Here is a 24552-nt window from a genome sequence, read left to right as displayed (position 1 = left end):
GCCCATGCCTCCACGCCAGCATCTCACCCGCGGCACGCTACTGTTCGTCGTCCTGATTTATGCCTCGGTGGCCGCGATCTGGATCCTGCTGTCCGACAAGGTTATCGAATGGATTTTTCCCACTCCTTCCGAGCTGATACTGGCCAGCACCTTCAAGGGATGGGCCTTTATCGCCGTCACGGCGCTGCTGCTGTATGGCATGCTGACAAAGCTGACCCGGGAGGAAACCGAGGCCGAGCGGAAAATCCGGTTGGAGTACCGCCCGTCCAGAGTTTATGCGGGACTGAGCCTGATCGCGCTCGTACTGACCGCCGCCGGTCTGGGCCTGACCGTATCCCGCGATCAGGAAAAAATCGCCGATCGCCTCAAGGCCATCTCGTACAGCAAGAGCAGGGAGATTTCCGACTGGCTGGGCGAGCGCCGCGGCGACGCCGAGCTGGTGCGCCGCGACTTGCGTTACGCCGACCTGTACCGTCGCTGGAAGCAAAGTGGCGACAGGCAGGCCGCCCAACGGCTCTTTGCCTCGCTCGACGTTCTCAGGACATTGCGCGGCTACCGAACCATCAGTCTGCACTCGCCGTCCGGGGAGTGTCTGTGGTCATCGCCGGCGCAACGCTGCCCTGCGCTGCCGGCGCGGCAAGCGTTCATCCGCCGCCTGGCGGAGGCGCCCCGCCCCTTGTCTGAACACTTTGGCCCATACCCCCTGGACAACGGGGCTGCCGGCCTGGATTTTCTGGCGCCGCTGGAAACCGGAGGCGGCCCGCGGCCCGTGGTCGTGCTGTCCACCGATTCCACGCTCTGGCTGCAGACCACGCTGAGCAACTGGCCCGTGCCGAGCCGCTCCGGCGAAGCGTTGTTGTTCCGCGAGGAAGGCGGGCAAGTGGTATTTCTCAACAAGCCCCGTCACCTCGACACCACCTGGAGTTCGTTGCGCTTGCCGGTGAATTCCCCCACGTTGCTTGCCGCCAGGCTGTTGCGCGGCGAAGCGCACCCGGGAGAACCCGTCACGGGAAGCGACTACCGCGGACATTCGGTCATCGGCGTGATTCGCAATGTCAACGGAACCGACTGGTATCTCGTCGCCAAGATGGATGTTCCGGAAATGTACGCGGAGGCGTTGACCGATGGAGTCTGGGTCGGTCTTGCCGGGTTGCTCGCCATGTTCATCATCGCGCTGCTGCGCCAGCGCGAGCTTTTGTTTCTGGCAGGGCAGACCAGTCGCTCCCAGGAGGAGCGCCTGCACGCCATGCAACTGATCGGCGAAATCGCGGACAGCTCGGAAGATGCGATCTTCGCCAAGGATCTGGAGGGCCGCTATCTGCTCTTCAACCGGGCGGCGAGCCGGTTTGTCGGGCAGCCAGCCGAAAATGTGCTGGGAAAAGACGATCGCGCGATTTTTCCGGAGCATCAGGCATCCATGTTGATGGAATTGGGGCGTCAGGCCATCGCGGAAAATGCGATACGAACCCGCGAGGAGTGCCTGAGCCTGCCGGATGGCGAACGGATCTTTCTTGCGACCAAAGGCCCGCTCCGGGATGACAACGGAAACACCATAGGTCTTTTCGGCATCTCGCGAGACATCACCGAAAGAAAAAAAGCCGAGAGCGTGCTTCGCGAAAGCGAGGGACGCTTCCGGGCGCTGGTCGAGCAATCGCTCGCGGGCATTTATATCGTGCAGAACGGGCGCTTGTGTTACGCGAATCCGGGTTTCGCCCGCATTTTCGGGTATGAGGATCCGAACGAACTACTGGAAGAGGCGGAGTTGAGCAAACTGGCCGGTCTGGCCGAGCGCAATCTCATCACGGACAACATGGAGCGCTGCCTGAGAGAAGAGTGCGAGGACCTCCACTTCGCCTTTACCGGCAGGCGCCGAGACGGGAGTCCGATCGAAGTGGAGATCTATGGACACCGAGCCGATTACCAGGGGCATCCGGCCGTTATCGGGCTGATTCTCGACATCACCGAGCGCAAGAATGCCGAACGCGATCTGGCCAGCCAGGCCGCGGCGCTTCAGCAAAGCAATGCCGAATTGATCCGGACCAACCAGGCCATGATCGGCCGGGAGCTGGCCATGGTCGAATTAAAATTGCAGCTGAACGATCTGTCCCGCCGTCTCGGTCTGCCCCTTCCTTATGTGCAGGCCGAACTGAATGCCGCCTCCTGCGCGCCCCCGGAGGATCGGCATGATGCGTGACACCGGGTTGAGGCAACGCGCTGTCCAGTACGCGCTGGCCGTGGCGCTGCCGTTGCTGGCGATGGGAGTCAGACTGAGCTTGCCGGTCTCGTTCGGCGATCATCCCTTGCTCATTCTCTTCATGTTCCCCATTTTGCTTTGCGCCTTGCAAGGTGGCGCGCGCCCCGGGATCGTGGCGACGGCGATCTCCGGCATGGCGGCCGCCGCGCTGGTGGCCTTGGCCGCGGTACGCAAAGGGTCCGGCGTTCCCGTGCACGATGCGCTGCAATGGGCAATGCTGATCGTCAATGGCGCCATGGTCAGCCTGCTTAGCGAAGCGCTGCACCGGGCCCGTCGCCATGCATCCGGCCAGCTCGAAGCGCTGTCCCGCATACAGGGACAATTGCAGCAAAGCGAGGAGCGCTTTCAAACCACCTTCGAGCACGCGGCGATCGGTATCGCGCTGGTCGCGCCGGATGGCCGATGGTTGCGCGTCAACCCCCACTTTTGCCAACTCGTCGGTTATCCGCAAGACGAGCTGTTGCGCACCACATTCCAGGCCATTACCCATCCGGACGATGTGGCCGCCGACGAAGCCTTCGTCCGTCAGATGCTCGATGGCGAAAAACACAGCTACACAATGGAAAAACGCTACCGTCGCAAAGACGGCGCCATCATCTGGGTCGGCATGACCGTGGCGCTGGTATGGAAGGACGGGCTCCCCGACTACTTTATTTCCGTGGTCGACTCCATTTCCCAGCGAAAACTGACCGAAGAAGCCCTGCGAAGCAGCACTTCAGACCTAAAGGAGGCGCAACGGGTTGCGCGCATCGGCAACTGGCGCTGGCATCTGGCCTCCGATCAACTCGCCTGGTCGGACGAGATTTACCGCATCTACGAACGGCCACCCGATGGTCCACCGGTTTCGTATCGCGAATTGCGCGGCTATCACACCAGGGAGGGCTGGGAAAAACTGTCCGGCGCCATCGAACATTGCCGCCGACATGGCACGCCTTACGAATGCGATGTCGAAATTCTCCGCGAGGACGGTTCGCGTCGCTGGGTGATCGCCCGGGGCGAAGCGGACAGGGGCGATGGAGGGGAGATACTTGAACTGCACGGCACTGTGCAAGACATCACCGAACGAAAACTCGCCGAGCAGGCCCTTCATACGGGACAAGCCACCGCGCTGGAGGCCCAGCGGCAGGCGCGGCTCGCTGCGCTCAACCTGATGGAGGACGCCATTCTCGCCAAAGCGCGGGCCGAAGCGATCAACATCGCGCTAAGCGACAGCGAGCAGCGCTCCCGCATGGCGCAGGAAGACGCGCAGGCGGGCATCTGGGACTGGGAGATGGATACGGCGACCATTCATCTGTCCGCCCCGTGCTCCTTGCTGTACGGCATCGAACACACCGGGACGATGAGCCTGGCCGCCTGGCGGGAACGGGTTCATCCGGCGGATATCGGCCGGCTCGATGCCAGCCTTGCCGAACATTTACGGAGCAGGACGCCGTTCGAAGCGGAGTTCCGCATCGAACGGGCGGGAGATATCCGCTGGCTGGCGATCAAGGGGCGAGCGCGTTTCGACGCGGACGGACGGCCACGGCGGTTCACCGGCATCAATCAGGATGTCACCGAGAGAAGAAGAGCCCAGGAGCAATTGAAAAAACTCTCGCTGGTGGTCGAGCAAAGCCCGGAAGGCATTGTGGTGACCGATGTCGAGGGTCGCATCGACTATGCCAATGAAGCGTTCATTCGGGCCACGGGATTCCTGTCCGAAGAGATCATCGGCAGGAACGCCCGCTGCCTGCAATCCGGCCTTACGCCGCAGGAAACCTACATTTCCCTCAAAGAGGCGCTGGAGCGCGGGCAGCGCTGGCACGGCGAGTTCATCAACCGCCGCAAGGACGGGGAGGTCTACCACGTGTTTTCCACGATATCGCCGGTATGGGAAGCCGACGGCACCATTTCCCATTTCGTGGCCGTACAGGAAGACGTCACCGAGAAAAAACGCATGGGCGAGGAACTGGACCGTTACCGTTATCACCTGGAGGAAATGGTCGTCGAACGGACCAACCAGTTGGCCCAGGCGCACGAGCGGGCGGAAGCGGCGAATCATGCCAAAAGCGCCTTCCTGGCCAATATGAGCCATGAGATCCGCACACCGATGAACGCCATTCTGGGATTGACCCACCTGCTGAAACGCGATGGCGCCACCGAGGCGCAAAAAGAGCGGCTCGACAAGATCAGCTCATCGGCGCAGCACCTCTTGGGCATCATCAACGACATTCTCGACTTGTCGAAAATCGAAGCCGGACGGTTTGAACTGATCAAGGAAGATTTTTCCGTGGCGGGGCTATTCGCTCAGGTCGGCGCGTTGGTCGCCGACGCGGCGCAGGCCAAGGGACTGACGATCGCTGTCGACGCCGGCGGCGTGCCGCCCTGGCTGCTCGGCGACGTGACACGCCTGCGTCAGGCGCTGCTCAACTACGCGGCCAACGCGGTCAAATTCACCGAGGAGGGCGGCATTGCCTTGCGTGCCCGCATCGTGCGCCGCAAGGGCGCGGCCCTGCTGATTCGATTCGAAGTCGAGGACAGCGGAATCGGCGTGACGCCCGAACAACGCGACCGTTTGTTCCGGGCCTTCGAACAGGCCGATATTTCCACCTCGCGCAAGTACGGGGGAACGGGACTGGGACTGGCGATCACCCGCCGCCTCGCGGAGCTGATGGGCGGGGAGGCCGGCTGCGAGGCGGCAACGCGGCGAGGATCGGTGTTCTGGTTCACGGCCTGGCTGTCGGCGACAGGAAAAACCGGCGACGAGCCGGGAGAGCCGGAGGCAGGAGAATCCGGGCTACGAGGCCGTTTCCCAGGATTGCGGATCCTGCTTGTCGAGGACAACAACATCAATCGCGAGGTGATTATCGAACTGCTCAGGGATACCGGATTGACCATCGACACGGCGGGGGATGGACAACAGGCGATCGCGATGGCGGAACGGTACCGCTACGACCTGATTCTCATGGACATCCGCCTGCCTGTTCTGGATGGGCTGCAGACAACGCAGGTTCTGCGCTCTTGGCCCGAATGGCGCGAACGCCCCATCCTGGCGCTTAGCGCCAGCGCCTTCCCGGAAGACCGCAAGGCGTGCGCCGACGCCGGGATGAATGATTTCGTGGCAAAACCGGTCAAGCCCGAAGCGTTGCTTCAGGCTCTGGCCAAATGGCTGCCCGCGGCGGTCATTCATCCGGACTCCGCGTCGGCGGGACAGACCGGGGCGCCGCCATCACTTGGCGACGAGGCGCTGGTGATGCGGTTGAGCGGGTTGCCTGACATCGATACGCGGCAGGGGCTCGCATTGTTCAACGGACAAAGTTCGCGCTATGCCGCTTTTTTGCGGCGCTTTCTCGCCGACCACGGCGACGACATGGCCAAACTGGAGGACGCGCTGGCCTCGGAGGACCGCAAGCAGGCCATCCTGCTCGCGCATTCGCTGCGCAGCGCCGCGGCGACACTCGGCATTCTTCGTATCTCGGCCTGCGCCACCGAGATGGAGGAGCGGCTCTCCCGCGGCGCCCTCCCGGGCGACCTCGCGCACTGCCGGACCGGGATCGACGGGCAGTTCGCCGCTTTGCGGCGCGAACTTGACACGGAGGCGTCCGCGCCGACCGCCGCGCTGGCTATCGACATGCGCGAATTGCGGCGGCTTTTCTCGCGGCTCGATGCGCTGCTTGCGCAAAACGACACCGCCGCCATCTCCCTGCTCAATGGCCGGGCCGCCGCGCTCGAGGCCGCGCTCGGCTCCCGGGCCCGCCGCCTGATCCGTCTTGTTCAACAGTTCCGCTTCGAAGCCGCCCGACAGTACTTGACAGCGCTGCGTGGCGAGGACAAGCCGAACTCATGACGGGGAGGGCGCGAGCAGGGCCGGGACGCGTACGCGCCACTCGCCAAGCCATGCCAGGAACTCTTCGGCCGGCATGGGACGCGCGATGAAGTAGCCTTGCGCATGGTCGCACCCCGCGCACCGCAAAAAATCCCAGTCCTCGCGGTCCTCCACCCCTTCGCCGACCACCTTCATGCCCAGTTGGCGAGCCAGGCCCTGGCTCACCGCCACCACCGCACGCGACGTTTCGTCTTCCCAGGCCCGGTGCACAAAACTCTTGTCGATTTTCAGTTCGTCAAACGGAATGTCACACAGTTGCCGCAACGAGGAGTGCCCTGTCCCGAAATCGTCGATCGACAACCCGAAACGTTTAAGCCGCAAGCGCGTAAGGATCTCCAGCGGCGCGCGCGGGTCGCGCATCAGGCGGCTTTCGGTCACCTCCAGCACCAGACGGGCGGGCGGCACGCACGCGCACTGCGCCTCCTCCGTCACAAAGTCGGTGAAGGATATCGACGCGAGGTTATTCATCGAGACATTGACCGCCATGCGCAGGTCGATGCCGGCGAGGCTCCAGCGCCGCGATTGCGCCAGCGCTTCGTTCAGTACCCAGCCGGTCAGCCGCTCGATGACGCCCGACGCTTCGGCGACGGCAATGAACTGGTCGGGGTACACCATGCCGTCCTGCGGGTGGCGCCAGCGCACCAGCGTCTCGACGCCGATCACATTGCCGGTCGCCAGCTCGACTTTCGGCTGATAGTGATTCACCAACTCGCCATTGCGGATCGCCGCCATGATGCGGTTCGCCGAGTAGCTGCGCCGCGAGGTTTCGGGGCGGGTGTCGCGCCCGGGGGCCCAGTGCCCGAGCAGATCGCCAAGGCGTTCGCGGGACACCGGTTTTTGCAAATACCCCAACACGCTGATGTGATGCGCCTGGATCAGAATGCACATCGCCCGCAGCAGGCGCTGATCCTCTCCGCTGACCGGTATGAGCGCGCCGCGATAGCGGTATTCGGCCAGCTTGCGGACAAATTCCACGCCATCCATTTCCGGCATATTCAGATCGGCGAGGATCAATTCCGGCGCATCGCCTCGGGCGATGTCGTCGAGCACATCCAGACCGCTCGCCGCGGTTTCGATAGCGGTGGCGCCCAGACCGGTCAGCAGGCCGGTCAACAGCGACAGCATGAACGGATCGTCATCAAGCACGCAGATCCGGCAGGTCGACAAGTCATTCATCGGTCTTTCCTCGTGCGGACAACAAAGTGATCAGATAGGCGTCGGCACTGGCGGCGGCCTGTTCGAAGCGGGCGAAACACTCTTCGAGCACGGGCATGTCCGCGGCGTGGCCGGCGCTTTCCAGATCCAGGCAGGCGCGGGCGAGCTCCGTCGCGCCGACAGTCAGCGCGGAGGACTTGAGCTTGTGCCCCAGCTGCGCGGCCCGAGCGGCATCGCCCGCCCGGGAGGCGGCGGCCATCTCCTGCCGGGTGACCGCCAGCACCGCATGAAAATCCCTCAGCAGCGAAACCTCGAGTTCACGGTTGCCGCCGGTCAATGCCGACATGGCTGCGGTGTTGACAGGCGGCGCGGATACGGGAGGCGCCGCTTGTTCGCGTTGCTGTGCGAATCGCATCATCATGTCGCGAAGATGCTCCAACTCTGACGGTTTGATCAGAATATCGTCCATTTCCGCCGCCTTGCATCTGTCCGGCACGTCACCCAGAATATTAGCGGTCCAGGCCACGATCCAGGCACGGCCACGCGACTCGCTGCGCTCCAAATCCCGCACGGCCCGGCTCAAGGCATAGCCATCCATCTGCGGCATATTGCAATCCGTGATGAGCATGTCAAAAGGGGTGGTGCGCCATAACGCCAGAGCCGCATCACCGCCCGAAGCCATCACGACCTCCAGTCCCAACCGTTTGAGCTGGTTGGCAAGAAGCAGCCGGTTGGTGGAGTTGTCGTCCACCGCGAGGATGCGAGGCATGACTTTGCCATCCGGCCATGCCTGAATGAGGCCGGGGGAGGCGTCACCGGTCGGCAGCGGAGCGCGGGCGACCGGAAACCTGAGTCTCGCGCTCATGACAGTGCCACGGCCCGCCTCGCTTTGCACGGCCACGCTGCCCCCCATCAATCCCGCCAGCCGCCGGCAGATCGCCAACCCCAGTCCGGTTCCGCCATAGAGGCGGGAGGTGTCGGCCTCGGCCTGCTCGAATGCCCGGAACAGGCGGGTTTGCGCCTCTTCGGAAATACCGATGCCGGTATCCCTCACCGATATCAGCAGGGTTTGCGCGCTGTCGTGGTCATCGAGAAGTTCGGCGCGCACTTCAACCTCTCCCCGGTCCGTGAACTTGACCGCGTTGCTCACGAAATTGGCGACAATCTGTCCGAGCCGCACCGGGTCGGCCAGAAGCGCGGGGGCGACGTCCGGGTCGCAATACGCATGCATGGTCAGCCCCTTGGCGCGAGCGACCGCCTGAAAATTGCCAAGGACACGCCGCAGCAGAACATTGATGGAGACAGGCTCGGGCAGCAGTGTCAATTTGCCCGCTTCGATCTTGGCGTGGTCGAGAACATCGCCGATGATGCGCATCAGGCCCTGGCCGGAGTCGCGGGCGGCATTGAGCATTTCCCGCTGGTCGGCATCGAGCGCCGCGGTATCGAGCAGCTCAAGCAGCCCGAGAAGCCCGTTCAGCGGCGTGCGGATTTCGTGGCTCATCGTCGCCAGAAACGCATCCTTGGCGCGATTGGCCAGGACGGCCTCGTCCTTGGCCTCGAGCAGCAGCCGTTCGCTGCGCTTGCGCTCCGTGATGTCCCGGACCACCATCACGAACTGGGCCGGCTTGTCGCCTCCCTGAACCCACTGTGTCAAGACTTCCACCTGCACCGAGCGGCCATCCTTGCGCCGGTATACCCGCTCTGTCATCGATGCCGCCGAATGTTCCCGGGTCAGCGCTTGCAGATCCTGCCGGAAGGCCGGTTCGTCGGCCTCTGGCATCAGCATCGGGGGAGACATGTCCAGCAGTTCGTCTTCCGAGTAACCGACCAGCGATTGCGCGCCACGATTCGCGTAGGTAAAACGCAAGCTGTCAGGATCGAACAGAAAAATGCAATCCTGGGTCTGATCGAGCGACTCCTTGAAACGGCGCAACACCTCGCGGCTTTCCCGCAACTGTCCCTCGCTGGACAATCGTTCGCGGCAATCGTGAAGATTCCAGATGAATACATGCTTGCCATTGAGCCGGTACTCGGTGATGGCAAGATCAAGGGGCAGCCGCTCTCCCGTCACGCGCGCGCCCTGGACAACCTGCTTGTCCAGGGCGCGGAAACCGGCGGGTCCGGATGCGGCCAGCCAGCCGGGTTCGGGCAGGAGCCGGGAAATGGCCTGTCCGACGATGTCCTGCTCCGAATACCCGAACAGCCGGGTCACCGCTTGATTGGCGCTCAGTACCACGCCGGTATCGTCCGTTGTCACTATGCCATCCCGCACATTGTCCAGAATGGCGCGCTTTTCCTGTTCTTTGGCCGCCAGCGCCGTGTTGCTGCGCTCCAGGTCGCGATTCAGCCTTTCGGCGACACGCTCGGCCTCTTTGCGCGCGGCGATGTCGATAGCCGACGCGATCAGCTTGACGACATGTCCGCCGTCGTCGCAAACGGGAACCAGCATGAAATCGACCGGAGAAAGCCGGCCATCGCCCATGCGCACAGTAAGATCGTGACGGACCATGGCGCCGGTGCCCGCCCGGGCGATGTCGGCCAACAGCGCCTTGCGAACGCTATCCGAATGGGAAAAACTCCAGATATCGCACAAGTGCTTGCCGATCAGATCCTCGCGCCAGACGCCGCCTTCCCGGAGGATGAGGTTGTTGGCTTCGCGCAGCACCCCGTCCGGGGAAAGCTCGCCGACAAACGCATTCAAATTGTCGAGAATGCTGCGCAAACGCTGCTCGGCCTGCCGGCGCTCCTGGCTTTCGTGAGCCAGGCGCCGGTTCAACTCGGTGAGCTCCCGGTTCGCCGCGCGCATTTCCTCCTTGGCTCCATCGAGCGCGGTATTGCGCTGTATCGCCGCATCATAGGTCGACAACAGCAAATTCAGGATCTGTAGCCGGTCCGCCGCGATATAGTGCGACTGACCGTTGAACATGATCTCGACCCCCATGCCGGCGCGATCGGTTTGGCGCAAGTCCTGGTTGAGCATGGCGAACTTCACCCGTCCGAGCAGGTGGCGCTCGTCATACGGTTTGAGAATGAAATGATCGGCGCTGCATTCGAGTCCGCGAATGACGTCCTGCGGGTCGGTCAGTTCCGTGACCAGGAATACCGGAATGTGCGACAGGGCCGGATCCCCCTTGATTTGCCGGCACAGTTCATAACCGCCCATCTGCGGCATGACAATGTCGCTGATGACCAGCGTTGGCGGCGCGCGGCGCACCGATTCCAGCGCCTCTTTGCCATTGCCGGACACAGTGACGGCATACCCTTCCTGCTCCAGGATGTAACGCAGGCGCTCGGCCTGCGTGGGACTGTCCTCGACAACCAGCATGCGCGGTTTCATGGCGTCATCCCCGCGGAGGCCAGACTGTTGAGCACGGTGGCGATGTGTTCGGCCGGCAGCACGCGCGAGGCCGCGCCAAGGGCGATGGCGGCTCCCGGCATGCCGTGCACCACCGACGTTTCCTTGTCCTGCGCCAGCGTGATCGCCCCCCGGTCTCTCATGCGTTTGAGTTCAAGCGCGCCATCGCTGCCCATTCCCGTCAACAGGACACCGACGGAGCGCGCACCATAGATTCGCGCCACCGACGCGAACAGGGTGTCGACGGAAGGACGCAGGCCGTTGACCGGGGGATCGTCGGTCAGGTGTATCCGACCGTCGGCCGTTACCTTCATGTGCACATGATCCGGCGCCAGGTAAATTCGCCCCTCCCGAAGCGCTTCACCATGACTGGCGATACCCACCGGCAACGCCGACGTTTCCGAAAGCCAGTCCGAGAAGCCCTGCAAAAAGCCCGGGGCCATATGCTGTACGACCAGAAGCGGGGAGGGGAAGTCCGCCGCCAATTCCCTGAAAATATGCTGAAGCACTGGCGGCCCGCCGGTCGACGCGCCTATCGCGACAAGCCCGACCGGGCCGTTCTCCGGAGGCAGCGCGGGAGGCGCCGAAGCCGCGCCATTCACTTCCCGCTTCCAGCGCTTGACGACCTTGACCTCGGCCATCAATTTGACTGTCCGGATCAGTTCGTCCGCGTTCGGCCCCTCCGGCCGGAACAGGCAGGCAACGGCTCCGGCCTCCGTCGCCCGAAAAACCATCGCGAGATCTTCGGGAGTCGTGCTGCCGCTGACGATGATAATCGGCGCCGGGCAGGTTTCCATTATGCGTCTTGTCGCAGCGATGCCATCCAGCCTGGGCATATGAATGTCCATCGTGATGACATCCGGCCTCAACCGGTAAGCCGCCTCCACGGCCGCCTCACCATCCGACACCGTGCCGGCGATGCGGATGACCGGGTCCTGCGCGAGCAGGTGCGCGATGAAATCCCGGATCACCGGAGAGTCGTCCACTACCAGCACACTGATCACCATTTCTCCTTCAAATCAGCCGCTTTATGATGGCCAGAAGATCGCTCTGGTCAAAGCTGCTTTTCACAATATATGCGTTGGCGCCGGCATCGACACCGCGTTCCCTGTCCCGGTCAGAGGCGAGGGCGGTCACAAGCACCACGGGCAAGTCCGACAGCGCGGCATCCGCCCGTATTCTTTCCGTCAACCCGAAACCGTCGAGCCGGGGCATTTCGACATCCGACACCACCAGATCGAAAGTGGGTCCGGCTCCGAGCAGTTCGAACGCTTCGGCACCGTCGACGGCGGTCGTCACGTCATACCCCGCCGATTCGAGAATGCCCTTGAGCAAGGCGCGCGATGTCATCGAATCCTCCGCGACAAGAATGGCCCCCCGGCGTCTCTCCTCGCCGGTTTCCGGAACCGGCCGATCATCGCGCACCGCCGCCGCCATCAAATCATGCGCATTGAGCACGGGAACGATGTCGCCGGACCCCAGTACGCAGGCCCCACTGAAATACCGGACACGCGCAAGCTGCGGCCCAAGTCCTTTGACCAGCACCTCCTGCTCGTCGATCACCGCGCCGACGGCGAACGCCATGGTTGACATGCCCAGCGACAGCACCAGCAACACCCGTGGTTCGGCAGGAGGTTCAGGCGCCAAACCGAGCAGTGTGCCGAGTCTGGCCAGCACCAGTGTGCGGCCTTCGAATTCGATGGTTTCCCGGCCGTCCTGGCGCCGGATCTGCGAGGACGGAATCCGGATCGCGCGTCGCACGCAAGAGGCGGGAATAATGAAGCATGCGCCGCCCGCGCTTACCCGCACACCGCGAAAGGTGGCCAGGGTCAAGGGCAGGACGAGGCGGAAGCGTACACCGCGGTTTTTTTTCGTTTCGACGCTGAGCGAGCCGGCCAGACGGTCGACTTTTTCCTGAACGATGGCGAGCCCCAGCCCGCGGCCGGATAATTCGGACACGGTCGGGCGGGTCGACACACCGGAGAGGAACGCCATCTGGAGAATGGCGAGTTCGGGAGCGTCCGGCGCGATGGACGCGCCTTGCCGATTCGCCGCTTCGGCCAGTTTCTCGATGTCGATGCCGCCGCCGTCGTCCTCGATCACGATCTCGATCGTGTTGCTGTCTTGTTGCGCGACGCTGACCGTCACGCTTCCGCAGGCGGGCTTGCCCAGCCGCTGTCTGCGGGCGGGCTCCTCGATGCCATGATCTATGCTGTTGCGCAGCAGGTGATTGAGCGGATCCCGCAACTGTTCGATGATCCGGCGATCCATTTCGATATCGGTGCCATGCACCGTCAACTCCGCCTGCTTGCCATGTTCCCGGGCCAAGTCGCGAATCATGCGCGGCAACCCGTCAAGCAAGGCGGACGCCGGTTGCAAATGCATGTGCTTCACCCGCTCGAGCAGCTCCGAAGTCATTCCCGTCAACGCGCGATGATGTTGCTCGGCGGCTTTTTGCAGGCTATCGAGCCGCTCTTCGCAATCTTGCAAGTGACGGATCTCGGCATTCAGGAACTCCAGCAGTTCGGAAAACTCGCCCTCGCCGCGTTCGCGGGTCAACTTCCGCAGCGCGGGCTGCAACCGGACACGGCGACGCTTGAGATCCGACAGACGTGCCGCGATTCCGGCCAGCTCCGAGGCGCACCATCCGGCGGTTTGCCCGGGCAACAGCAATTCCTCGGCCTGCCGCATGGCGGCGTCCAGTTTTTTTACGTCGACACGAATGGTCGGCACGGTCGATGAAGACGGCGCCGCGACCATCGGGAGCGGTGAACCGCGCTCGATCGTCGCGCTCGCGGCAGGCGCGGGCGTTTCACCCTGGCTTGCCGCCTCCAGCCGCAAAAGCAGGTCCGTGGACTCCGTGCCGGAGGAGGCGTCCCCGGCCAGCATTCCGGCAAGCGTACCCAGCGCGCCCTGCAGCAGTTCGAACAAGCCCGGAGTCGTCGTCACCCTCCCGTTTTTCCACGCGGAAAACACACTTTCCAGCGCATGGCAAAGGCCGGCCACTTCGTGCAGTTCAACAGCGCGCGCGGCGCCTTTCAGACTGTGGGCCTCGCGGTAGATCCGTTCGAGTGTTTCGCCGCGTTCCGAAACGCTGCCTGATTTTTCCAGATCGAAAAGACCGGTCACCATCGCCGCCAGATGTTCCTCGGCTTCGATGGCGAAGGTCGCGCGCAGTCGTCGGAAAAAGTCGCTGTCGGCCGGCATGGCGGCACTCCGTCACAATCGGTATTGTTCGAGCAAAGTCATCAGTCGCCGCCCCGATTCGCTCAGGTTATGCGCGGCGGTCTCGGCCTGCCGTGTCGAGCCCACATTCTGCTGACTCGCAAGCTTGATGCTGTCCATGGCTTGCGCCACCTGATCCATTCCGACGGTTTGCTGCTGACTGGAAGCGGCGATTTGCGTTGCCGCGTGCGCCGCTTCGCCGATGCTGTCGGTCAATTGCCGGATCGATGTTTCCGCCTCGCGCGTCTGCCTCACGCCGTCTGCCACAGCGCGGCTTCCCTGCTCGGCGGCCATGACGGCGGCGCCGGTGGCTTTTTGTGTATCGCCCAGAATGGCCCGCACCTGTGCCGTCGCCTGGCGAGACTGCTCCGCGAGACTCTTGATTTCCTGAGCGACCACGCTGAAACCGCGGCCGAATTCTCCGGCCTTGGCCGCTTCGATGGCGGCATTGACGGCCAGAAGATTGGATTGCTCGGTCAAATCATTGACGCTGGTTATGATCTCTCCGATTGCCTGACTTTGCTCCGAAAGGCGCAAAATGCTTTCGGCGATCGATTCCATCTGTTCCTGAACTCGCTCCATCCCCTGTTTGCATCCTTCGACCGACTGCAACCCGGACTGGGAAAACTGTGCCGACTTTTGCGCGGTGTCCGACACGGCCCGCGCTTTTTGCGCGGACACGACGGCGGCCTGTTTGACCTCCTCGACCGTGACGGTGGTTTCATTGACCGCATTGGCCGTCTGCGCGCTCCCCGATGCCAACTGGGAGGTAATGGCAACAATCTCTCCCGCGCTGGAGTTGAGCACCGATGAGCTTTCCCGCATTTCCGCGCCCAACCGGTCAAGCACCCTGAAAATTCCGCGCATCATGAACACGCCAGTGGCGACGACCAGCACCGCGGCGACAAGACAGCCAACGACCAGGGCGAGATACAGATTCCGCGTGCCCGTCATGGCCTCCTGCTGCGCGGCGGAAAGACGCTCGTTCTCGATGGCTTCGAGTGCGCCGACCAGTCGCCGGATTTCGTCCATGCTCTTTTTGCCTTTGTCGGTCAACACGGCCTTGCGCGCGGCGTCGAATCCGGACTCGGTGCGGATGTCGATGATCGCCTGCAGTTCTTCGAGCTTGATGACGATCTGCTCCGACAACTCCTTCATTTTCAGTTGTTCTTCAGGAGAGTGAAGTCTCCCATTTAGCGAGAGAATCGTCGTATCAAGTTTCTGGCGCGCATCGCTGTACGGCTGCAGATAGCGTGACGCTCCCGTGATCACATAACCGCGCTGCCCGGTCTCGGCATCCTTCAGCATCGACATCAGCTCGGTCAGTTGGGTCACCACCACCTGCCTGTCCAGCACTTCCCGGGAAGTTTCATTCAACTGGCGTGTACTGGAGTAGGTGATGCATCCTAGCGCCAGCAGGACCAGAAAGATCGAGCCGACAGAGACCAGGATGCGCCTGCCTATGATCCTTTTCATCCTCGATTCCCCTTTATCGATAAAATCTGTTCTCTCGTGAATCATGAGTTATCCCGGACCACGATCGTGTCATCGGCGAGAAGCGCCTCCGCGTCCAGCAAGGTCGCACCATCCCTTGTCACTCCCTTCAGATGGCGCGAGCGCGGCGCCGAAACGGACTGTATGGCACTGTCCGGCAACGGAAAGGTGCCTAGAAGACATTCCACGAGAATGCCGAACACCATGGACCCCGACTCGAGAAAGATGATCCGCTCCTCCCCGGAGCAGGTTGCCGCGGGCAAACCCGACCAGAGCCCGAGATCCAGCACCGACATAATCTCTCCATGCAGGTTGACGATCCCCAGCACAAAAGGAGGCGTGCCGGGCAAGGAAGTGAGCGGTGTCGGCCGGGACACCTCGCGCACGAACACGGACTCGACGCCATAGGACTCGCCGCTCATGCGGAACAGCAGCCAGTCCTGCCTGTGCTCGGCCGCCATCGGCGAGTTGCGTCCGGAGGCCAGCGCGGCGGCGCGGGCAGCAAGCAAGCGGGCCTCGTCGTCCGCCGACAGTGTGCCCTGATGCTCCGCGGCAAGCCGCGCCGATTCAATCTGCAGATAGGCGGCCTGCCAGTCCACAAGCCCGTTGCGCTGTCCTTCCGTTTCGTTCATGCCGGCACCCCGTCTTCAATATGGCAAAGAATCTGGATGAGTCGTCCGGCGGTCAGCCCACCCGTTTCCGCGACAATCTCGTCCGGCGGCATTTGGGCCAGAGCGTCGCGGGCGCGTCCGAAATGCCGCCGGGCCGCTTCGCGCTTGCCCAGCGCAAGCTCGATCCGACCGAAGGCGAATTGGGCGGCGATAAAGTCGGGATAAAGATACAGCGCCCGTCGCAAGGACCGGATCGCCATGTCGGGGCGATGCGTGGCTTCTTCGACGTGCGCCAACAGGAAATGGGGAACGGGATTGAGCTTATCGTTCCGCAGCGCGGTTTCGCACCACTCGCGCGCCTCCACCCACCGCGCCTGATCGGCAAAACCCCGCGCCATTTCGCACGCGTCCACCGCCTCGGAGCAGGGCGGTGGCGCACTGTCGGGCGCATCGGAGAGATCCGGCATGCCGACCGGAACGAGTGGCTCCGCCAGAACGCCGACGCATGTTTTTCGAAATACGGTGATGCCACCGAGTTGTACGGGCTCCAGTCCGGGCACCGACAGATTCGGCGCCTCCGTCAAGCCCACCAGCAACCACCCCTTGTCGGCCAGGGCGCGATGAAACAACTGGCAAACCTGCGTGATACGTTCCGCGCTGAAATACATCAGCACATTGCGGCACAGGATAATGTCGAACGACGCGGCCGGGCCATGGCGCTCAAGACCGGCGCCATCCGCCAGGTTCAGAATATCGAAGGATACCGAACCGCGAATCGCCGGCGACAACGCGAAACGACCGTCCGGAAGCGGCTGAAAATAACGGGATTTGAGCCAGGACGGGGTGTTTCTGAGCGACCAGTCGCCAAACACGCCGCCGCGAGCGCGATCGAGCGCATCCTTGTTGATGTCCGTCGCGAGGCACTCCACACCGGAAACGGGGTTCGCTGCGCCATCAAGGAGCATGGACAGCGAATAGGGCTCTTCGCCCGTGCTGCAGCCAGCGCACCAGATCCGCAAGGGGCGCCCATCACCACGGTGGCGCGCCAGCCAGTCAGGCACGAGGAAGTCACGAATGACTTCCAGTCCAACCCGCTCTCGGAAAAAATAGGTTTCACCGATGGTGAGATGGGTCGCCAGCATTTCCAGGTGACGCGGCTCGGGATCACCGGACAGCAACCGCAAAACAAGCGCCTCCGCCGACGGGGCGCCGAAAGCGGCCGCCGCATTGTTCATCGCCCGCAGCAAATCCCCCCAGCGCGCCGGCGGATAATGAAGACCGAACCACGCATCGATCCGCTCGGCCAGCATGGCGAGCCGGAAGGATGGTTCCATGGCTTGCGGACTAGGCATTCTGCCGGGCCTCCAGCGCCCGCTCCAGGCTGTCCTCTTCCTCCAGTGACAGGAACGCATCAAGATTGTGAATCAATACCAGGCCTTCCGCTCCGCGCAAGGTGCCGCTGACGCAACCGGCGCCCGGCAGCCAGTTCCCCGCATCGCTCACGTCAGTCGGTTCCGGGGCGACCACACCGTGAACCTCGTTGGCGAGCAAGGCCATTTTCCTGCGCGCACCGTTCACGATCAGCAGGTGATCGTGCATCGCCGGTTCACGTACCGGGTCACCGAAGCGGTCGGCCGGATCGATTACAGCCACGACGTCGCCCCGCACATCGATAAGCCCCAGCACGCAGACAGGCGCGCCGGGCAAAGGTGTGACGGCCACAGCGCGCTCGGCTCGCACCACACGGGCAAGCGGGATGGCGCAACGCCGCGCTCCCACGGTGAATACGACCAGCCGATCCGCGACAAGGTCAGTCATAACCCCGTGCCCGCTCTATCATCATTGCCCTCTCATCAATATGATGCATATCAGATTGACTATAGGCCAGCCACCGTAGCCGCAATGCCTGCGCCGACGAGCGACGCGCCGCGCCTGTACTAAAGGACAGGCACAGCGGAAGAGGGCGCGAAACCGGAGTGAGCCCGGCCTCCATGGGAAGCACCGCAAGAATCGGGGTGCGCAATGGCCCGGGAACAGGCATAGTGGCGCGAGACACATACCAATGGCCGCCTCATGAATCGCATTCACTGCTCTTTGGATCTGCCCACGGGGTTCCGTTCGGGTGACATTCTTGCCTTCCATCGGCGCGATGCCCTCGCGCTATCGGAAAAAGTGACCCCTGTTTCGCTGCGAAAAGGACTGCGATGGGAGGGACATCCCGCGTGCCTGTCCATCGACTTCGGCGAAGGCCGTGCGCAAGTCGGCCTGTCGATCGATACAGAAAGTTCGAACATCGGCGCTGACCGACTGGAGAGGCTGGCCCGGTGCATGCTGGGACTGACACAGGACATCGAGGCATTCGAAGCCGGCTGTCGCGATCACCCCCAGCTTGGCAGGCTGGTCATGGCGCAAGCCGGGCTGCGGGTTCCGGTCGCCGCATCCGTGTTCGAGGCTCTCACCTGGGCGGTCATGGGCCAGCAGATCAGCGTCGCCGCCGCTGTTTCACTGCGGCGCAAGCTGATCGCCGCAGCGGGTGTCCGTCACTCCGGAGGATTGTTGTGCTATCCGGACGCCTCCGACATTGTGCGGCTGGACGACGCGTCTTTGCGGCAGGCGGGGTTTTCCGCGACGAAGGCCGCGACGATGCGGACAATCTCGACACTGGTCGTGGAAGGTCGGCTTCCCCTGGACGACTGGGCACTCTCTGTGCCGGTGGAGGAGGCGCGCCAGCGGCTCGAAGCGATTCGCGGCATCGGCCCCTGGACAGTCAATTACACTTTGCTGCGAGGCTTTGGCTGGCTTGACGGATCCTTGCACGGCGATGTCGCCGTTCGCCGCGGGCTGCAAACGCTGCTTGGCGCTCCGGAAAAGCCCGGGGAACGCGAAACCCGCGACTGGCTTGCCGCCTTTTCGCCCTGGCGCGCCCTCGTCGCCGCCCATCTGTGGGCGGCTCAATCGGCCACCGCCTATTGAACTGGCTGGCGTTAGGCGGTTTTGCGAACCTTGAGCACGCCAGGACTGAGCAAACCGAACGACACCACCGTCACGAACACCCTGAACGCTTTTGACTCGAACCGTTCGGACAGGGGGCAACCGGCCTGAGCGAAGACGCGCTCATACTGATCGAGATGACGAATGTCATCGATCAGCGCATGCCCGCCAGGCTTGAGCACTCTGGCGATCTCCGCGATGGCCCATTCGCGCCCTTGCTTGTCATAGATGTTGTGAATGGCGGCCATCGATACGATGACGTCGAAGGAAGCATCGGGAAATGGCATGCGACGCATGTCGCAGGTCATCAGATCGACGGTCGATTCCACGCCCTCCAGGCGAATATTGTTCCATGCCGCCGCCGCATGATTGCCGGTCAGATCCTCTTTTTGCCAGATGTCTATGCCGGTCGCCGAGCCGCTGGTCAAACGTTTGGCCGCGCCGATGAGCAACAAACCCCGTCCACAGCCGACATCCAGCACCTGCTCTCCGCCATGCCAGTCGATCAGGCTCAGCAGACGATCACGGCGTCGCAGTTTGCCGATCCGGCTCTCCCAGAGCATCCATACACCGCCCGCGGTGAACAGAATGGATAACGCCGCCAGTACGACCAGCGCTTCGGCAAGCAGAACGAATCCGGACAGACGGATAACCAGAGGATGATCGGCCGGGCCCAGCAGCCAGGCCGCCCACAGGGCCCAGCCTGTCAGTCCGAGCAACAGCAGGTTGCGTACCGCGCCGGGCGCATCCACACCGTAATCGATACGTTGGCTCAAAGGTTCGAATTTCATTCGGAACTCCTCCCCACAGAGTCTGGCGCGCGGTCCTCAGCCACTGACACTGTCCCGCCCGTATTCGATATGGCCGGCCAGGCGCCGCACAAACGCGGAGGACGCGCTGCACTTGATGGTGAAATCGTACCAGCCGTACACCGCCGCAAGATGCCAGCGGCAGGACTGCGATCGGCCGGCGGGTACCGGGATGCTTTGCGGCGAACTGCCGCCGTAACTATTGGCGCTGATGGCGAATATCGCGTTGCGACCACTGCGGTTGATCAGTGTTACGTCCAGTACGGGAACCCCGCCATCGGCGCTCACACGCGGTTCCACATCCAGTTGCGCGCCCACACCATGAATATGGCCGCCAAAGCGCCGGAGAAACCCGTTCGGCCCGTACAGCGTCAAGTCGTACCACCCGCCACCGAACGTTTCCACATGAAAAAAATCCCGGGAAGCCATTCCCGCGGCGATGTCGTAATGCCAAGGGCCGTCAACCCGGTAACGATTGGCATGAATGGCGTAATGCACGCTCTGTCGTCCTGTATTTAGCATATGAATCCACAGCACGCCATCTTCGACGTCGACGCTCGACCAGGCATTGCATTGGTACGGCAACGGCCGGGCGGGGCGCCGCCCCGGTTCCTGCCGGGGCATGCGGGGTTTCAGGGGCACCAGCGGTGGCGGCCAGTTTTGCGTCTGTTCGGCCTGAGTGAGCAGGGCGGACGGATCGGGCAGGGCGGGGACACTGACATTGACGCGGGAGAAATCCAGAGCGGAAGTCAGGTCTCCGCACACTTGCCGGCGCCAGGACGAAATATTCGGTTCCCGGACCCCGGTCCACGTTTCGAGAAACCGCAGCACCGAGGTATGGTCGAACACCTGCGAACAGACATAGCCGCCGCGGCTCCACGGGGACATGACGATCATCGGCACCCGTGGTCCCAGGCCGATGGGCAAAAGGCCGACATATTCGCCTGGCGTGCCGGGCGGCGCGACAGGCGGCGGCACATGATCAAAAAACCCGTCATTCTCATCGTAATTGAGCAGGAACACCGTCGAGGCCCATACCTCCGGATTGATGGTCAGGGCCTGGAGAATCTGATCGATCAGGTAGGCGCCCGCCGCCGGCGGCGAACTCGGATGCTCGGAATACGCCTGCGGCGCGACGATCCAGGATACCGCCGGCAGGCGGTTATTCAGGGCGTCGTCGCGGATGGCGGCAACCAGATCCCGAACCGAATCGCCGGTCTTGCGGGGTACCGATCCCATGCCCCGATCGTAAAGCGGATGACCAGGCCGTGCGCTGCGGAAGGCCGTGAACCAGGCCAGCGCGTTGTCGTCGTAGTTGTCGCCCGCGACCTGATAGACTTTCCAGCTGACGCCGGCGGCCTGTAAACGCTCCGGATACGTCGTCCAGGCATAACCTTTCTCGCTGTTGTCGGTGACCGGACCTCCGGCCCGGCCCGCCGCATCCACCGTGCCGCTCATCAGATACAGCCTGTTGGGATTGGTCGGCCCCATTTGCGAGCAGAAATAATGGTCGCAAATGGTGAAGGCGTCAGCCAGCGCATAATGGTACGGAATGTCAGAGCGCCGGTAATAGCCCATGGTCAGGCCGGTTTTGGCCGGAACCCAGTTGTCGTACTTGCCAAGATTCCACGCCCAATGCGTGCCAAGCCACGAATGGTCAAGATCCATCACGTATTGCGCGCTGGTGGAGGAGGTATCGAGATGAAACGGCGCCTCCTCGTCGACAAGAACACCCGGCTGAAAAAACACGCTGCTCCCGTTGCCCAGCGTCAGCGCGCACCGGTCATTGAAGCCGCGCACCCCTCGCAGACTGCCGAAGTAGTGGTCGAACGACCGGTTTTCCTGCATGAACACCACAACATGCTTCACTGACGACATCGACCTGCCGGACGGTTTCGCCGTCATGGCGGCGGCAAGGCCGGGAGGAACCGCGCCGGCGGCCGCCAGCGTGGAATACGTCAGGAAACGCCGGCGTGAAATCTTGTGCATAGTCGCAGTCTCCAATCGGGTTCATGTCTCGACAGAGGCCGCAACGCCGCCGGCCGCATGGGCAGTGTGCCGCGCCGCAATGACATTTGAATTACACCGAGCGACGCTCACTCTTCGTGTCCGGGATCCCATTCCGGATAGATCTTCAGATCCGGGCCGTCCACCAGCCACGGGGGGCGAAGCGATTGCCAGATATGTGACTGGGGAACCTGACCGGGGTCGTCATCGAGCGACGCGACACGCAGCATCAACCTGTTACTGTCTTCATGACGCGCGATCAGCGGGCTGCCGCACAGACCGCAAAAGAACCGACGCTTGCCCGGCGAGGATTCGAAGGATTTGAGCCATTCGCTGCCGCGGACCCATGCGAAATGCACCATTTCCACTCTCGCGGACGTACTGAAGGCCGTGCCTTGAGCCTTGCGGCAGGTCGGACAGGAACAATGCCGGATCGGCGAATCCAGGCGGGTGACTTCATATTCGATTGTTCCGCACAGGCAGCTTCCCCGCATGATCGGGCTCCTTCATCCGGCAAGGTGAAACGCTCACATTGCGCGTTTCCAGGACGAAACGGCAATCAGGATTACGGAGATGAAAGGAAGGAAAGGGCGCAAAACCAAGCGGTACCCGGAGAACGGGCAACGGCAACGCTACGGTCAGACAACCAGATAGGTCAGGGTGTGGTGGGACAGGAGCTGGCCGGACGGATCGTTAATGACAGCGGTGCCATAGATGACGCGTCGCCCGCTTTTCATGACTTCGGCACGGCAACAGATGTCGGACTTCGCCGAAGAAAGGAAATTCGTTTTCATTTCCAGCGTCACGATGGGGGTATCGATACCGACCGATGTCATGGCCGCTAGCCAGAACGCCGTATCGGCCAGAGTCATCAGACAGCCCCCCTGAATGATGCCCCCAGGGCGGTAAAAGTGGGGCCGGGCAGGGAGGATCAATTCCACCATGCCGGGCGACACGGTCTTCACCTGGTAATTCCAGATAGCGACAAACGGCGATTCGTTCAGGACTTTCTCAGCCTGCTCAATGGTTTCCAGCCTTAACGGAGTGTCGTTCATTCCTGCACCCAACGGGCGGAGATACCCGCTCCGCACCGGTATTATTTCAGGTTCCGCCTTTTCGCAGGCTGCGGATTGCCCGGGTGACGATACGGGCCGTGGAAGGCTCTCCGGCTCCGGCATCGGCCCAGTACCGGCAAAGCCGGTCGACCCATTCCGGCGCGGTCTTGCTGGCATCGTTGAGCCAGTTGCCGACCGAATCCTGAACATACCTGGCCGGGTCCGCCCTGAGCGGTTCGAGTAGCGGCAACCCCATGGCAGGATCCGTTTTCAGCGCGGCAATGTGTTCGCACCACACCCCGCGTGGCCGGGTGCTTTCGACCGCGAAACGACGAATGTTCGGATCCGGTGACATCGTCCAGGACTCAAGTAATGCGATCGCTTCGCCGATATGCTCGGCGATATAGGGGCGCACTGCGAGCCATGACCACTCCCGAACACCGAAGTGCTCATCGGCGGCAAAAGTCTTCGCGACCCCAAGGCGATCCCCCAGCGTCATGGCCGGATCGCTTCGTGTCATCGCGAATGCCGCCCAAGAGCGCACGGTGTCCGACGGATGACGGATCAAGCGCTCCTGCCGAGCCTGGCGCGACACTTCGTCATGCCGGTGTAGTGCCTTGCCGATGGCGCAGCCGATCGCGGATATCTGGTGGCTGATTCCTTTGCCCGAAGCCGTGGCGTATTCGTCGAGCACGGCGGCGAGGTCATCGCCAAGCCCAAGACCGGGCAAGACCTGGCGGATCAGTTCGGCCTGATCGATGGCCAGGCATTCCGACAAATTGCGGGTTGAGGTCGAACCGTTTTCAAGTTCGGCCTTGCGCATGGGCGTCAATACAGGCATAGCGGGCTCGTGTCGAACAAATAAAACCAACGGCATCATTGTAGCTAGAATTTATTGCCCCTGGCTTGAAATTAACCTTGGCAAGCTATCCGGCCAATTCGACATTGATACTTTTTCGTCCGTCCCTGGTGCCGGGGATGAATACCACTTGGCCATTCGAGCGTAAGGTATCCAGACGCCAAAAAAGGAAGGTGTCCGGCACCATGCCGGGATACCGGCCCATCACATCGCCCACCAACCGGAGCACTGGCTGGGGGCCGGACTCAGCCAGGCGGGCCAGTAAACGGGTATCGAGATGATCCGACGGGTATTCGACGACGCCTCCATCCACCGCGGTTTCCCGCCATCCCTCGCCATGCGTTTTCCAGTTATCCCACTGGCTCGCCAGTCGCGCTCGCCCGGTACCGGAGAAGGCGGCCGGGGACAGGGGCAGTAGCGCGTCGGGCGGGCACATGCCGACCGCGAACTGCCCCATGTACTGGAAAGCGACTTGTCCGGTGATATCGACCACCGACAAAGGCGTGGCCGGCGACGCGACCCGGGCAACCATCGCCAGCATCAACTTGTCGTGGGCATTATTGCCGACCCAGACAACGATAGGCTCCGGTTCGGCCAGAGCGGCCAGCAGGTGCCGTTGGTTTTCCACATACAGCCGAAGCATCTCTGTTTCGTATGACGTATCGTCTCGCCACCACTGAGCCGCCATCAGTCGCCGCCACCAGTCTATCCGTTGCCGTGGCAAGAGTTGATCGGCATCGGCAAGAGGGCCGGAACGAAAGTCATCCGGCACTTCGATAATGGGATGATCCACACCCAGCAGGCGATTGAGTTGCCTGAGGCAACCTGCGGCGCTGCCGCCACAGGACAGAAAACGGGGAATTGGCATCGGCAAA

At 62.6% G+C, this 24552-nt stretch carries 17 protein-coding genes; 3 read left to right on the top strand and 14 right to left on the bottom strand.

Translation table 11 applies throughout. The annotated features are described in order from the left end of the window. Positions 1 to 4: 4 nt before the first annotated feature. On the top strand, positions 5 to 2194 hold the full coding sequence (locus JNO50_RS09665; RefSeq protein WP_189535289.1) for a PAS domain-containing protein: 2190 nt from the start codon (positions 5 to 7) through the stop codon (positions 2192 to 2194). After that, a complete protein-coding gene (locus JNO50_RS09660; RefSeq protein ID WP_189535287.1) occupies positions 2184 to 6077 on the top strand; it encodes a PAS domain S-box protein in 3894 nt (1297 codons plus the stop codon). Before JNO50_RS09665 ends, JNO50_RS09660 begins: the two co-directional genes overlap by 11 nt. On the opposite strand, the gene JNO50_RS09655 is transcribed toward JNO50_RS09660, so the two are convergent. Genes JNO50_RS09655 through JNO50_RS09620 form a run of 8 tightly spaced genes read right to left on the bottom strand, consistent with a single transcriptional unit; the run spans position 6072 to position 17774 of the window. Then, positions 6072 to 7292, bottom strand: a complete 1221-nt coding sequence (locus JNO50_RS09655; protein ID WP_189535285.1) for an EAL domain-containing response regulator — start codon at positions 7290 to 7292, stop codon at positions 6072 to 6074. The two genes, JNO50_RS09660 and JNO50_RS09655, sit on opposite strands and share 6 nt — an antisense overlap. Continuing rightward, a complete protein-coding gene (locus JNO50_RS09650) occupies positions 7285 to 10608 on the bottom strand; it encodes a PAS domain S-box protein (RefSeq protein WP_189535283.1) in 3324 nt (1107 codons plus the stop codon). The genes JNO50_RS09655 and JNO50_RS09650 overlap by 8 nt, the downstream gene beginning before the upstream one ends. After that, complete coding sequence (cheB, locus tag JNO50_RS09645; RefSeq protein WP_215796328.1) at positions 10605 to 11633, bottom strand: chemotaxis-specific protein-glutamate methyltransferase CheB; 1029 nt, start codon at positions 11631 to 11633, stop codon at positions 10605 to 10607. Before cheB ends, JNO50_RS09650 begins: the two co-directional genes overlap by 4 nt. Before the next feature lie 7 nt (positions 11634 to 11640). Then, the gene (locus JNO50_RS09640) at positions 11641 to 13833 is read right to left on the bottom strand and encodes a hybrid sensor histidine kinase/response regulator (protein ID WP_189535281.1); all 2193 of its coding nucleotides are present in this window, start codon (positions 13831 to 13833) and stop codon (positions 11641 to 11643) included. Between the two features lie 12 nt (positions 13834 to 13845). Continuing rightward, positions 13846 to 15327, bottom strand: coding sequence for a methyl-accepting chemotaxis protein (locus JNO50_RS09635; RefSeq protein WP_189535279.1), 1482 nt, complete (start codon positions 15325 to 15327; stop codon positions 13846 to 13848). A 41-nt stretch (positions 15328 to 15368) separates the two neighbouring features. Further along, positions 15369 to 15977, bottom strand: a complete 609-nt coding sequence (locus JNO50_RS09630; RefSeq protein ID WP_189535277.1) for a chemotaxis protein CheW — start codon at positions 15975 to 15977, stop codon at positions 15369 to 15371. Further along, complete coding sequence (locus JNO50_RS09625) at positions 15974 to 17308, bottom strand: CheR family methyltransferase (RefSeq protein ID WP_189535275.1); 1335 nt, start codon at positions 17306 to 17308, stop codon at positions 15974 to 15976. Before JNO50_RS09625 ends, JNO50_RS09630 begins: the two co-directional genes overlap by 4 nt. Continuing rightward, on the bottom strand, positions 17301 to 17774 hold the full coding sequence (locus tag JNO50_RS09620; protein ID WP_189535273.1) for a chemotaxis protein CheW: 474 nt from the start codon (positions 17772 to 17774) through the stop codon (positions 17301 to 17303). Before JNO50_RS09620 ends, JNO50_RS09625 begins: the two co-directional genes overlap by 8 nt. A 255-nt stretch (positions 17775 to 18029) precedes the next feature. On the opposite strand from JNO50_RS09620, the gene JNO50_RS09615 reads away from it, so the two are divergent. Next, positions 18030 to 18929, top strand: coding sequence for a DNA-3-methyladenine glycosylase family protein (locus tag JNO50_RS09615; protein WP_189535271.1), 900 nt, complete (start codon positions 18030 to 18032; stop codon positions 18927 to 18929). A gap of 11 nt (positions 18930 to 18940) precedes the next feature. On the opposite strand, the gene JNO50_RS09610 is transcribed toward JNO50_RS09615, so the two are convergent. From JNO50_RS09610 to JNO50_RS09585, 6 genes are all read right to left on the bottom strand, one after another. Continuing rightward, positions 18941 to 19738: a class I SAM-dependent methyltransferase gene (locus JNO50_RS09610; RefSeq protein ID WP_189535268.1), complete on the bottom strand. Its 798-nt coding sequence runs from the start codon at positions 19736 to 19738 to the stop codon at positions 18941 to 18943. A gap of 36 nt (positions 19739 to 19774) precedes the next feature. Then, entirely contained in the window at positions 19775 to 21745 is a 1971-nt protein-coding gene (locus JNO50_RS09605; protein ID WP_189535266.1) for a phosphocholine-specific phospholipase C, read from the bottom strand. Positions 21746 to 21852: 107 nt separating this feature from the next. Further along, positions 21853 to 22257, bottom strand: coding sequence for a GFA family protein (locus tag JNO50_RS09600; RefSeq protein ID WP_189535264.1), 405 nt, complete (start codon positions 22255 to 22257; stop codon positions 21853 to 21855). Between the two features lie 144 nt (positions 22258 to 22401). Beyond that, positions 22402 to 22818 (bottom strand): PaaI family thioesterase, encoded by a 417-nt coding sequence (locus tag JNO50_RS09595; RefSeq protein ID WP_189535262.1) that lies wholly within the window; start codon positions 22816 to 22818, stop codon positions 22402 to 22404. A 46-nt stretch (positions 22819 to 22864) separates the two neighbouring features. Further along, positions 22865 to 23659 (bottom strand): DNA alkylation repair protein, encoded by a 795-nt coding sequence (locus JNO50_RS09590; protein WP_215796327.1) that lies wholly within the window; start codon positions 23657 to 23659, stop codon positions 22865 to 22867. A gap of 85 nt (positions 23660 to 23744) precedes the next feature. Next, on the bottom strand, positions 23745 to 24545 hold the full coding sequence (locus JNO50_RS09585) for a DUF1835 domain-containing protein (protein ID WP_189535260.1): 801 nt from the start codon (positions 24543 to 24545) through the stop codon (positions 23745 to 23747). Positions 24546 to 24552 lie beyond the last annotated feature (7 nt).

Origin of the sequence: Paludibacterium paludis (assembly GCF_018802605.1) — a bacterium.
Classification (GTDB): Bacteria; Pseudomonadota; Gammaproteobacteria; order Burkholderiales; family Chromobacteriaceae; genus Paludibacterium; species Paludibacterium paludis.
The sequence above is the reverse complement of the archived record's forward strand: the minus strand, read 5'-3'. Positions and strand labels throughout refer to the sequence as shown.